12 protein-coding genes are annotated in these 12,962 nt (G+C 44.0%); 7 read left to right on the top strand and 5 right to left on the bottom strand.

The genetic code is table 11. The annotated features are described in order from the left end of the window. The 3 genes from V7D75_RS06680 to nadA form a co-directional block, all read right to left on the bottom strand. On the bottom strand, positions 1-581 hold a 581-nt coding region (locus V7D75_RS06680; RefSeq protein ID WP_333613928.1), incomplete at its 3' end, for a LysO family transporter. Positions 582-738: 157 nt separating this feature from the next. Beyond that, entirely contained in the window at positions 739-2,634 is a 1,896-nt protein-coding gene (gene nadB, locus V7D75_RS06675) for an L-aspartate oxidase (RefSeq protein ID WP_333613927.1), read from the bottom strand. Between the two features lies 1 nt (position 2,635). Further along, on the bottom strand, positions 2,636-3,775 hold the full coding sequence (gene nadA, locus V7D75_RS06670; RefSeq protein ID WP_333613926.1) for a quinolinate synthase NadA: 1,140 nt from the start codon (positions 3,773-3,775) through the stop codon (positions 2,636-2,638). Between the two features lie 319 nt (positions 3,776-4,094). Here nadA and V7D75_RS06665 point away from each other — a divergent pair, with 319 nt between their 5' ends. From V7D75_RS06665 to V7D75_RS06650, 4 genes are all read left to right on the top strand, one after another. Next, positions 4,095-5,129 (top strand): NUDIX hydrolase, encoded by a 1,035-nt coding sequence (locus tag V7D75_RS06665; RefSeq protein WP_333613925.1) that lies wholly within the window; start codon positions 4,095-4,097, stop codon positions 5,127-5,129. Positions 5,130-5,333: 204 nt separating this feature from the next. After that, the gene (gene nadC / locus V7D75_RS06660; protein WP_333613924.1) at positions 5,334-6,194 is read left to right on the top strand and encodes a carboxylating nicotinate-nucleotide diphosphorylase; all 861 of its coding nucleotides are present in this window, start codon (positions 5,334-5,336) and stop codon (positions 6,192-6,194) included. Positions 6,195-6,468: 274 nt separating this feature from the next. Then, positions 6,469-7,110, top strand: coding sequence for a MarC family protein (locus V7D75_RS06655; protein WP_200663136.1), 642 nt, complete (start codon positions 6,469-6,471; stop codon positions 7,108-7,110). Between the two features lie 336 nt (positions 7,111-7,446). Beyond that, positions 7,447-8,829 carry an NAD(P)/FAD-dependent oxidoreductase gene (locus tag V7D75_RS06650; RefSeq protein WP_333613923.1) on the top strand — a complete coding sequence of 461 codons (1,383 nt, stop codon included), beginning with the start codon at positions 7,447-7,449 and terminating at the stop codon, positions 8,827-8,829. A gap of 88 nt (positions 8,830-8,917) precedes the next feature. Here V7D75_RS06650 and V7D75_RS06645 read toward each other — a convergent pair whose 3' ends face one another. After that, positions 8,918-9,520, bottom strand: a complete 603-nt coding sequence (locus V7D75_RS06645; protein WP_333613922.1) for a LysE/ArgO family amino acid transporter — start codon at positions 9,518-9,520, stop codon at positions 8,918-8,920. Positions 9,521-9,713: 193 nt separating this feature from the next. Here V7D75_RS06645 and V7D75_RS06640 point away from each other — a divergent pair, with 193 nt between their 5' ends. The 3 genes from V7D75_RS06640 to V7D75_RS06630 all read left to right on the top strand — a co-directional run bounded on the left by V7D75_RS06640 (position 9,714) and on the right by V7D75_RS06630 (position 11,943). Then, positions 9,714-10,484, top strand: a complete 771-nt coding sequence (locus tag V7D75_RS06640; protein WP_333613921.1) for a hypothetical protein — start codon at positions 9,714-9,716, stop codon at positions 10,482-10,484. Positions 10,485-10,663: 179 nt separating this feature from the next. After that, positions 10,664-11,317, top strand: a complete 654-nt coding sequence (locus tag V7D75_RS06635) for a hypothetical protein (RefSeq protein ID WP_333613920.1) — start codon at positions 10,664-10,666, stop codon at positions 11,315-11,317. Positions 11,318-11,385: 68 nt separating this feature from the next. Beyond that, on the top strand, positions 11,386-11,943 hold the full coding sequence (locus tag V7D75_RS06630; protein ID WP_333613919.1) for a hypothetical protein: 558 nt from the start codon (positions 11,386-11,388) through the stop codon (positions 11,941-11,943). A 99-nt stretch (positions 11,944-12,042) separates the two neighbouring features. Here V7D75_RS06630 and rluB read toward each other — a convergent pair. After that, the coding region (rluB, locus tag V7D75_RS06625) for a 23S rRNA pseudouridine(2605) synthase RluB (RefSeq protein ID WP_333613918.1) at positions 12,043-12,962 on the bottom strand (920 nt) is incomplete at its 5' end.

The following is a 12,962-nucleotide window of genomic DNA, read 5'->3' as shown; positions in this document are numbered from 1 at the left end:
GACACATCGGTAAACATCAGCGCGAAAACAAGTCCGCCAACCAATACCGATAGCGTAAAAATAACGCTCATTTCAACGCCGCGTTTATTGAGTAAGACTTCTTTGAGGGTAATACCCGAGCCCTTTAAGCCAATACCAACCAGTAAGATTAATATCATTAGCATTGCTGTCATGGTGTTTTCAGGTGGCATATAATCGGCTGGCAAGAAATAGCCAATCACCATACCAATCGCCACGCAAAATACTTGTGCCAAGCTGCCGCGAATACTAACGCGGTGCTCTTTAGATTTGACACTAGGTTTTTTGGCATGCCATGGACGCAGACGGTCAAACAGCATCAAGGCAAATAAGCCGGTGCCAATCGTTAGTATCGATAATATAGTGACATATAGCGCAATTTCACCTATTTGGCTGCCAAGCCCTTCGACTTGTGCCAGCTCAATACCAATCAAACCTAAGATGATAAAGACCAAATAAGACAAGCCTTTATCGGCAAGCTTAGTCATGGTTGGGTTTGAGGGAATGGCAAAGCCAATAAACATTGGCATTAATACCAAAACAAGGGTAATGAGGCTTTGCATGGTGAAGGGCTCGCAGCTTTTATGATTTTTATCAAGGCCGTTTTAAGAAGGCACTTTTAACAAGGTCTTTTTAGGAAGCTGGAGATTGTATCATATCACCGTGTAAATGCTGGAAAATCGAGGTCATATTCGCCATATTACTACATGGCAAAACTCGTTATGAGGCCTCCGTTATTACCTCATTATTTATCATAAAAGTATTGAAACAATCTATTTGCGTGCTAGGCTGATGTGATATTGGCTCAATCACACTTGTTTTGGGTACAGTCGCTAACTGTGGATAATCCTGACGGTAATGACCGCCGCGGCTCTCAAGTCGTTGATAAGCGGACTGAATAACCAATATGGCTAATTGTAATTGTCTGGCTAATTGAAATTCTGCCAGCTCATTTTGACTGTTAGCTATATCTTCATTATTTATTGTAGAATGCTTAGATTTATCAAAACCAATGCTCTGTTGCCATTGTTGAATTCGTATGAGGGCTTGTTCTAGCTGCTCAGCACTACGAGTGATACCCATGTTATTGGTCATCAGTGTTTTTAGCTGCGCTGTTATTTCGTTGATGTCAGTAACTTCATTATCAAGATTTAAAGCGCTTTTCGTAGTGCTATATTGATAAGCATCAAACAAAGGCAGAGTAGTGCTAGATAATGTAACCGTTTGAGTATTTTTAAGAGTTGGCGCTGACCAAATATCAGCAGCTAACTGTTTTAAATTACCATTATTTGCCGTTGTATCTGTTTTATCTAAAGCTGCTAAATAACGCGGCAAGACAGCAGCGATATTGCGCCCAACCACCACACATTCCAAAAGTGAGTTACTCGCTAAGCGATTTGCTCCATGTAGACCTGTATAAGCGACTTCACCCGCCGCATAAAGTCCTGTCATATCGGTTACGCCATTGGCATCTGTGACTACACCACCGCAGCTATAATGAGCGGTCGGCGCAACGGGGATAGGGTGTTTTGTGATATCAATACCGAGTTCGAATAGCGTTTGATAAATCTGCGGAAAATGCTCGCGCAAAAACTCCGCTGGCAAGTGACTGACATCAAGATTGACGTAGCCAAGCCCATTTTTATTAATTTGCTCAGCGATGGCACGCGCAACAATATCTCTTGGAGCTAGTTCTGCGCGTTTATCAACATCAAGCATGAAACGCTTGCCAGTTTGTGGACAATATAAACGTCCGCCTTCGCCGCGTAGTGCTTCAGATATCAAAAAGCTACTGTCGCCAAATGCCAAACCAGTCGGATGAAATTGGATAAATTCTAGATTTGCCAAGCGGCAGCCGGCTTGCCATGCCATCATCACGCCATCGCCGACACAGACGTTCGGCGCGCTGGCACGCTTAAAGAGTTGCCCCAAGCCACCACTGGCTAAGACGACAGCGCGACTATGGAATGTTAATTGTCGTTGGCTGCTATGGTCAAAAACGAGCGCACCTTGGCATTGCTTATTTGGATTGGCGCTATTTGTTAAAAGGCTGAGCGCCTCATGGTAAGGCAGGATAGTAATATTACGCGCAGCTTTTACTTTGACTGTTAAAGCTTCCATCACGTGGCGACCAGTTGCATCATCAGCGTGGGCGACCCGCCGACAGCTATGACCGCCTTCTTTGGTTAAATGCAAATTACTGGTCTGTAATGCTGCTAAAGGATTTGCATTATTATATGGCTGTCTTTCCTGTTGCGGAATCAGGGTAAAGGGCACGCCCTGCTCACATAGCCATTGCACGGCTTGCTGTCCCGCGCTTAGAATATTACTAGTATTATTTGCTTCGCATAAGCCTGCACCAGCAATGAGTGTATCAGCGATATGATCAGCGATACGGTCATTCTTATCTAGACTGGCTGCGATACCACCTTGGGCATAATGGCTTGAGCAAACCTCCAATGCCGCTTTGCTGAGTACCGTAATATTTAGTGATGGTGGCAAAGCAAGGGCAGTACTTAAGCCGGCAAGCCCAGCACCAATGATAAGTACATCTGTTTGGATAGTATCCGTAGAATTAGGAGTATTTACCTTATCCGCTGACCACGCCTCGCTCATATTAGGCCGCTCCCACATTGGCAAATAATTTGCGGTCTTTAACAATGTCACCGCTCGCAGCCACACGTTGCTTTTGCGCCTCAGCAAAATCAAGCATACGTTGTAAAGGTTTTCTAGCTGCTACTGCCAGCTCTGGCGTCATGAGTACCTCACCGCTACGATTGCTCAAGCACTGTTCAATCCCCTTTAAACCATTCATTGCCATCCATGGACAAAAAGCACAGCTTTTGCAACTGGCGCTTTCACCAGCCGTTGGCGCCGCTAAGAAACGCTTATGTGGCGAGCGCTTTTGCATTTCGTGTAAGATACCCAAATCTGTCGCGACGATAAAGGTGTCAGCATCCATCTCATACGTTGATTGCAATAGCTTACTCGTCGAGCCGACCACGTCAGCAAGTGCGACCACACTATCAGGTGACTCAGGATGCACCAATACTTTGGCATTTGGGTGCTCCTCTTTTAATTGCAGCAGCTCAGTCGCTTTAAATTCATTATGGACCAAGCAAGACCCTTGCCAAAGCAACATATCGGCGCCAGTCTCTTGCGCGATGTATTTACCCAAGTGACGGTCAGGACCCCAAATAATTTTTTCACCATTCGCATGCAAATGTCGGACGATATCGATGCCAACCGAAGAAGTTACGACCCAATCAGCACGGGCTTTCACAGCAGCACTGGTATTGGCATAAACCACCACTGTACGCTCAGGATGGGCATCACAAAAGGCAGAGAATTCATCAGCAGGACAGCCCAAGTCAAGCGAGCACTCGGCCTCCAAGTCTGGCATCAGTACTGTTTTTTCCATACTCAATATCTTTGCCGACTCACCCATAAAGCGGACGCCAGCGACGACTAATGTCTGTGCACTATGTGCTTGACCAAAGCGCGCCATCTCTAGCGAATCACCCACACAGCCGCCTGTTGCCAAAGCCAAATCTTGGATAAAAGGATCAACGTAGTAATGCGCAACCAATACCGCGTTATGCTCTTTTAATAGCTGCTTAATATTCTCTTCAACGGCAAGTCGTTCCGCACGCGGTAAGTCCGCTGGGATTTTAGCTTTAGCGTATTCGATATTCATCTGAGTCGCAATGCGATTATTAGTGCTCATGATGGGCGCGTCGTATGGATAAGTTTTCATAAGTGCAAACCTTTGCTGCGATAACGGCAAACCAATAGCCGCTAAAAGTGAGTCAGTGAAATATGGTTAAATAACAAGTTTTAATAATTATGCTCATTTTGAGCATAAATACAAGTATTTTTTATAATCTGCTTTTAAAATGATACGTAATTCGTCAAAACTTACTTTGCTGGCTATCTCTTTTATTGTCTTTAATAATGTCTATTTACAACGGCAGGCTATGATAGTTTTCGATTCACGCTATACTAAGCATGCTCAGAAACACTTCATTTTGAAAACGCTCATTTTACGTTTAAACATAAAGGAAACCTTTAAAGCCATGACGTTGTCTTATTCGCATTCGCATCAACAAGGTAGCGGCACCACAGAAGTGGTCGCCGTGCTGGTAGCGATTACTGAGCACACCGCGCGCGTTTTAACGGTTGATCAAGGCAAGCTCTTGCCCAATGGGCCATTAATGCCATTACATCGCTCCTTGCAAGCGGGCGTACGTCAATGGGTCGAGGAGCAAACGCAGCAGCCGCTTGGTTATTTAGAGCAGTTATATACCTTTGTCGATACCAATCGCCGCAACGTCGATGGGCATGCGCTGGTGTATGTCAGCTATTTAGGGTTGGTACAAGAAGCGCAAATGCAGGAGCTGCCAAGCCAAGCATTGTGGCGCAATTGGTATGATTATTTCCCATGGGAAAATCACTTGGACGGCATGCCAAGTATGATTATGAATCATATTGTGCCAGCGTTATTGAGCTGGGCAGATAGCGCAGCAGAGACAGTCGTGCAGCAGCGCCGCCGTCAGCGTATTGGTTTGTGCTGGGGAATCAGTGAGGAAGCTTTAGAAGTTGATAATCTCAAAGATACGGACAAAGCACTAAATGTTGATAAAACTTATGAAAATAGAGAATGGGTGGCCGAGCATGTACTGCTGCGTTATGAGATGCTTTATGAAGCAGGGTTAATCCCTGAAGCGCCGACTTATCCGCCCAGTTATCAGCTGCAACTACCGACAAATTGGTCGCAGTTAATCGGCGTACCGATGTATTACGACCATCGCCGCGTGATTGCGACTGCTATCTCAAGGCTGCGTGCCAAGATTGAATATCGACCGCTTATCTTTGGTTTGATGCCGGATGTGTTTACCTTATCGCAGCTGCAACAAAGCGTTGAAGCGCTCTCAGGCGTACCTTTACATAAGCAAAACTTCCGCCGTCTACTTGATGCGCAAAACCTTGTCATGGAAACGGGGCAGAGTAGTAGCGCCCAGCGCGGTCGCCCTGCCAAGCTTTATCGCTTCCGCCATGATATTGAGCTACAAAGCCTACTTATGGATAGTAAATTACCTAAACGAAAATAGCATCGACTGCATAAGCCTTCCTATACTGACGCTAAATACTCATATCAAAGCGAAATCATATCGGTTCATTTTATTAATTTGCACCCTTTTCTTGCGAGGCTTTGCGCTTTGCGCTATATTTATGCTCATTTTGAGTTTAATTAAAAGATATTTTATTAAGTGTATCGAACGCACATAAATATCAGGCAAAAATAAGGGTCAAATATGACAGTTAAACAAGAGCCAGCATTGGCTGAAGTATTGCTTAAACCTTTGGTGGAAGCGGCGTTAACGGAAGATTTGGGCAGACGCGGCGATGTGACTTCACAAGCGACTATACCAGCAGACATGCAAGCGCAATTACAGATCCAAGCGCGGCAAGCAGGCGTAATATGTGGTATGGATTTAGCGCGATTGTCTTTTGCTTTGATTGACGAGCAAATCGAGTTTATTGCCAAGGTCAATGACGGTGCGACGGTCGAAGCGGGTACGGTACTGGCAACAGTGCGAGGTAACGCGCGGAATTTACTAACCGCAGAGCGTACCGCGCTTAACTTTATGACCCATCTAAGTGGTATTGCGACAGACACCAAAAAAATCGTCGATAGTGTTGCCGACTATCCGGCGCAAATCACTTGTACGCGTAAAACCATTCCTGGTTTGCGTATTGTGCAAAAATACGCGGTGCGCTGCGGCGGCGGGCGCAATCATCGTTTAGGATTAGACGATGCGATTTTAATCAAAGACAACCATATCGCTATTGCTGGTGACATCAAAACCGCTATTCAGCAAGCGCAAGACTTTGCCGGGCATCTCATTCCGATAGAAGTTGAAGTCGATACCTTGGATCAGTTAGAGCAAGCGCTAGATGCTGGCGTGAATTTGGTGCTTTTGGATAATATGGCACCTGACGTATTATCAAAAGCCGTCACCATGTGTAAAGGTCGCGCCAAAACCGAAGCCTCTGGTGGTATCACCCCTGAAACGGTACAAGCAGTGGCAAAAACGGGCGTTGATTTTATCGCCATGGGGTATTTAACCCACAGCACCACGGCATTAGATATCGGGCTTGATTTTAGCGCTTAAGATTAACGGTCGGTCTAAATCGATGCTAAAGATTTTGATTAATTTTATGGCATGAGTATCGGTTAAATAGGTGATTAAAATGGCAGATTTGTACGGATATGCTATTGAATTGGTAATGACGAGGAATTAAGCGAAGTTAATGATTTAATAGGCTTATCTGCCTATGCTACAATGCCGCTGCTACCGATTATAAGGTCGTCTTTGCCTGTACCTGTACTTATGCATAGTGACCTTATCTTTTGCCTGATTTGACCAATAGATAAGCGAGCGCTCAGTGGATACTGAAATTATCAAGATAATCTTAGCCTTTATGGTACTGATTAATCCCTTTGGCGCTTTGACGTTGTTTTTGGATTCAACTCACGGCTACTCACTAAATAACCGCCGTAAAGTGGCGCGCATCGCTTGTTTGACGATTTTTATTACCATCAGCTTTTTTACCTTAGCAGGTGAGACACTACTAAAAGCGTTGGGTATCTCGATTGGTTCGTTCCAGCTAGCAGGTGGTATCTTGGTATTTTTAATCGCCCTAAACATGATGAATGGCGAAGGCAACCCGGTTAAGCCCGATCAAGAGAACTTTGATGTTGACCATTTGCAAGGTGCGCCGCCAACGATGGCTGCAGCGGTGGTGCCGATTGCTATTCCCATGATGATTGGACCTGGCGGTATCTCGACGGTGATTATTTATTCATCACAGGTTACTGGTATTTTGCAAGTCTCTGCGATTTTGATTGCTGGTTTATTTATCAGTTTATTTTGTTATGTGGCGCTAATGGCAGCGGGCCGTATCAGTCGTTTATTAGGCGATACAGGGCTCAATATCATGAGTCGTATCATGGGTATGTTACTTGCGGCAGTTTCTATTGAGATTATCGTTAATGGACTACGTACCTTATTTCCTGACTTAGTGTAATCCTCACCTTTCTTGTCTGCCACTTACTTCTCTAGTGGTTCTTACCTGTCCTTTTTTACGCCCTTCTTTTTTTAAGATATATCCGTATTTTTTAGACCATGTAAAGAAACATGGTTCTTTTATTATTGAGCTAAATTCTAAAACCTCCTAAAGTAATCAAACCTGCCTAGTTGCTGAAAAATACTAATACTTATTCCAAAAGGTTGTTTAGTAACACCTTTTCATATCTTGCAAATCATTATGCGAATTCCAATTAATCACCAAAAGTCTGCATTAAAAACGTCATCCATACAAATATGTTATGATAGGGGCACAACAATATTATAGGAGTCAGTTTTGAGTAAGAAAAGAATTGCAATTTTAGGTGCAGGTCCAAGTGGTTTAGCACAGTTACGTGCCTTTGAAGCGGCTCGTTTAGCCGGGGTAAAGTACTTACCTGAAATAATATGTTATGAAAAGCAAAACGCCATTGGTGGTATGTGGAATTACAGTTGGCGTACTGGTTTAGATAGAAACGGCGAACCCGTTCACGGCAGTATGTACCGCTATTTATGGTCAAATGGCCCCAAAGAATGCTTAGAGTTTGCCGATTATTCATTTGATGAGCATTTTGGTGAGCCTATCCCATCGTATCCGCCGCGTGAAGTCCTTAAAGACTACATCATGGGGCGTATCGATAAACAAGATATCCAAAAATATATCCGCTTTGAGTGCCCCGTACGTTGGGTGTCGTTTGATGATGAAACGCAAAAATTCACCGTGACGGTGATGAACCACAAAACCGATGAGCAAGAAGTAGAAGAGTTTGATTACGTCGTGGTGGCGACTGGTCATTTCTCAACGCCAAATATGCCATATTTTGAAGGTTTAGAAGCCTTTCCAGGTCGTATACTGCACGCGCATGATTTCCGCGATGCCTTAGAATTTAAAGATGAAGATATTTTACTGGTTGGTAGTAGCTATTCTGCCGAAGATATCGGTACCCAGTGCTATAAATATGGCACCAAGTCAGTGACCATCAGCTATCGTAGTCAACCGCTTGGGTATGAGTGGCCAGAAGGTATTAAAGAAGTACCGTTAGTGACGCATTTTGAAGACGATGTCGCGCACTTTGCCGATGGCACGAGCCAGAAATTTGACGCCATCATCATGTGCACCGGTTATTTGTTCCATTTCCCGTTTATGCCAGATGAGCTACGTTTGCAGACGCATAACTGCTTGTATCCAGCCAACTTGTACAAAGGTATCTTTTGGCAGCCAAACCCAAAGCTGATTTATTTGGGTATGCAAGACCAATATTTCACCTTTAATATGTTCGATGCGCAAGCATGGTATGCACGTGATGTGATTATGGGTGATATCGAATTGCCCGATTTGGCAGCGCGTGAAGAAGATGAGCAAAAATGGCTCGCAACGTATGCCAAATGCGTGACGGTCAGTGATTCAATCGACTTTCAGGCCGCTTATATTCGTGACTTGACCAATGCTACCGATTATCCAGAATTTGCCGTTGAAAAGCAGGGTGAAATCTTAAAAGAGTGGCAAAAATATAAAGCCGAAAATATCATGACCTTTCGAGAAAAGGCCTATCGTTCTACTTTGACGGGGACCATGTCACCTGAATTGCCAGAGCCTTGGTTGGATATTCTCGATGATTCGCTTGAGCACTTTTTAAACTTAACCTTTGTTAAACCTAAAAAGCGCAAAAAAGTCTCATAAATGCTCGATGGAATAAATAAAAAACCACATACGTTTCATAGCGTATTTGGTTTTTTCGTTTTTAGCGTTAAATATACTAAATATGTGGTTAGCTTTGGTATAAATGCCAAGCCAAATACAGCATTAATACGCCTACCAAAGCGTCCAATATATTCCAAGCTTTTGGTTTGGCAAATAAAGGTCTGAGCAGGCGCGCGCCATAGCCCAAGGCAAAAAAGAAAAAGAACGAGGCACTGACAGCGCCGATTGCAAAGGCCAATTTACTACTGGCACTGGTTGAAACCAAGCCGACCAGCACCAATGTATCTAGATAGACGTGCGGGTTAAGCCAAGTAAAGCCAAAGCATAATAACAGGGCTTTTTTTAAACTGGTGACCACTTGACCATCGACGGTGAGTGCATGCGATAGGCGTACGCTGGCATATAAGCTTTGCAGTCCATAGCCTAGCAAGAAAATAACGCCAGCAATTTTAGCGATGTTCACAACTTGTGGATATTGCGCTGTGACCGCACCGAAGCCAGCGACACCAGCAGAAATTAAAATCGCGTCACTCACCGCGCAAAACAGGCAGACGAAAAATATGTGCTCGCGTTTCAGTCCTTGTTTGAGGACAAAGGCGTTTTGTGAGCCAATGGCGATAATCAAGGATAAACCAAGCAAAAAACCCGCGCTATAATCGGTGAAATTCATGATAATGGGCTTATCCTTTAACAATCAAAACGGTGACGTTTGCTTACTGGCAGCGCCCGAAAAAGCTGTTAAGATAAGGGGTAAAATGGTCGAATGCAATATGTTTGCTGCAATAGATGCTACCAAGTCATCAGTACTATTCAGCAGTATTAGTCAGCAATGAATAAAGAATAAGCGAGGAGCAGGGTAGGTCATGGTCATAAGTCTGACAAGAATGCTACAGTCGTTTGGGCAAGCCCAAGACGACCTGCCAACCATCGCTGCCAAAAATGCTCAGCAAGTTGCCGCTAAAGAAGTTTCTGATAATGCAAGTAAGCAAGGCGATAGTAGCGCTAATCAAGAAAACACTCATACTTCGGCTGCCAACTCTTCGCTTAGCGAGCCGCAGCGTAGCGAGCGTATTTGTGATGCGCTAGCACAGGTAAATGATATCCGCACGCCGACGCCATTGACCGATCGCTATCTAGCCAATCGCGCCCAAATGCGCCCGACCAATAGACCTCCTTTTGACCCCGATACCTTATGGTATCTTAAACATGGACGCTGTCCGATTATGACTGAGCTTGTTGATGTGGTCGATGCAGCCACCCTAAATGCCATGCCGATTGAAGCGGTCGCAATATTAGACCGAATTAATAGTAAGCTAAAGCGCTACCGTGAGTGGAGTAGCGAGCTGAACGCTGAGCAACAGCAACAACATAATGAGCGCCAGTTTGTTATTGATAAGTTGGTGTCCGAAAGTATCCCTGAAGCGCTACATCATTATGAGCAGCTGCAACGCTTTAGCCCGCATCGCACAAAGAACAATGTCGTGCAAGGAAAAATGACCGCTGGCGATATGCTCACGGATTTGTTTTTAGAAATTGATTACGAGCTTGACGAGTTATTAGAAGAATTGCATCAAACGGTGATGAGTCGTCTTGCGTCCACCCATCGTTATGTCAAAAGCCGTACGCAAAGCTAACTTGAATTTAACGAGTATTATTTAAAAGTCGTTAGTATTGTTAAACACAATCGGCTCAATACATAACAATATAAGGCTTTAATACAGCCTTATTTTTTTGTTTAATAATAATGATTAAGTATTATCGAAAATAAAAATAAATTTGCCAATCATTTCTGCTAAACAACAAGGATACCCTAATGAACCAACTGACTGCGATGTTCGTGATGTTTATTTTATATGGCGTGCTGCCAGCAGCTGGGTTGTACCTTGGATATCGTGGTATTAAAAAAGTCACGGCGCCCAAAATGCTTGAGTATAAAGCAATGCCGCAATTGGGTTATATCCCTGAAAAAAGCTTGCCAGTTGAGGTCAAAACAGCACTTGATCAAATCAATGATAAAGGCGAGAAGCTGCGGGTTATTTATGGCGATACCAATAACGATGGCAAAATTGATGATAAAGATACTGTCAATGAAACCTATGTCATGATACAAAATCTAATGGATAGGCATGTGCCACTGGCGGTAGCGGATTATCGCCGCTTACATGACTTAGATGTCGGGAATGGCGCACTTGCTGATACCACGAAAATTAAGCACTCTGATGTCACCGGTAAAGAGGCGCTATTAGAAGTGCTTAGGACGATTAATACCCAATTTGATGACTTGCTGAATGCGTCTTATCATCAAGATGGACAAAAGCTACTGGCAACCAATCGATACTTGCAGCAGCGTTTTAATAACCCAACCAACAATTCTAGACTACAACAAATTGATAATAGCGCTGTTGAAGTCCAAGCAATTGAAAACCCAGCTGGTAGAGAAACTGATGTAGAAGATATTAAGCTATAAATAAGAGATAATAATATCCCGAGTTTAAATGTTTATGCTGAAATAAGTCGAAAGAAGAGTAAAGTAACATGAGTATATTAATAGGCGTTGGTGTGATTACCACTGTCAGCGTCTTTTATTTGGGTAGAAAGGGCTGGCACGCATTGCATAAAATGGTTGGTATTACTCCAGGCGTGCTGACCTATCAAGATAGTAATACGCCCTTGTTGTTAACTTCTCTCAATTGGCAACAGCTAAACTTAAATAAAAAATATCTAGAAGCTTTATCGGATAAGCAACTGCGCCAATTGCAGCACATTGATAAAAAGGTAGCCAATTATCACAACTACCAAAACGAGTTAGAAGCGCAAAATGTAACTTCAGCTATTAACGAATCACAATTTGTCTTACATAAAATGCTGCATATCCGCTTACCTGAAATGTTAGCCAGTCATTATCATTTAGCAACTATCAATGTAAGCCATCATACTAAAAATGGACAGAAGCAGGCTGAGGCGAGTAGGCTATTACAAGAGGTATTGGACAGCATTGAGCAGCGCTTAGATGGGTTGTTAGAGCGAATGGAAGAGCAACATCTACAAGAATTAAGAGTAATGAAAAATTATATTCATAGTCATGACGACTAAGCCTAAAGTGAGTGATATTTTTAAAAAACGTATAAAAAAAGCGGTCAATGAATCAATCATTGACCGCTTTTTTATCAGCTAGGATTAATCCGTGCCAGATTAACGCTTGTTATTACGATCGCGAGTATTACGTGAACCGCGACTGGCAGGACTGCCACTGCTTTTAGGTTTTGCACTGCTAGGACGGCTATCGCTACGACTGTCAACACGGCGCGCCTTAAGTGGCTTACTTTTAATACGTTCTTGCTTCTCTTTAGCTGCACCATGCAAACCAGTACCATGACGTGGGCGTAAGCTGACCAAATCGGTCAAGGTATTGATGTCTTTTTTGTCGAGCTCTAAGAAGCGACCAGTACGCAGCTCTTTTGGCAGCGCAATCGACCCGTAACGCGTACGTAATAGACGGCTCACTTTAAGGCCTTGTGACTCAAACAATCGGCGCACTTCGCGGTTACGACCTTCTTTTAACCTGACGTGATACCATTTATTGACGCCTTCACCGCCGCCTTCTTTGATATCTTCAAACTGTGCCATGCCATCTTCTAGCATAACGCCTGCCGTTAGAGTACGCGCGATATCAGGAGTGACTTCACCAAGCACACGTACGGCATACTCACGGGTCACTTCGCTAGATGGGTGCATTAAGCGATGCGCCATTTCGCCATCATTGGTAAATAACAGCAGACCAGTTGAGTTAATATCCAAGCGCCCAACCATGACCCAGCGGTCGTGAGTCAATTTTGGTAAACGTTCGAAAACCGTTGGGCGGCCTTCTGGGTCACTAGCAGAACAAACTTCGCCTTCGGGCTTGTAATAGGCTAAGACGCGGCGACGCTTTTCGTTTTCAGCCGTATATTTGATTTGACGACCGTCAACACGAATCTCATCGCCTTGTTCAACGCGGTCACCGATGGTTGCGGGTCCATTATTAACGGTCACACGACCTGCTTTAATCACTTCTTCCATCTGACGACGTGAGCCAAGTCCCATACGGGCAAGCGCTTTTTGCAGTTTTTCAT

The sequence above is a fragment of the Psychrobacter sp. genome, assembly GCF_036731945.1.
GTDB lineage: Bacteria > Pseudomonadota > Gammaproteobacteria > Pseudomonadales > Moraxellaceae > Psychrobacter.
The sequence above is the reverse complement of the archived record's forward strand: the minus strand, read 5'-3'. Positions and strand labels throughout refer to the sequence as shown.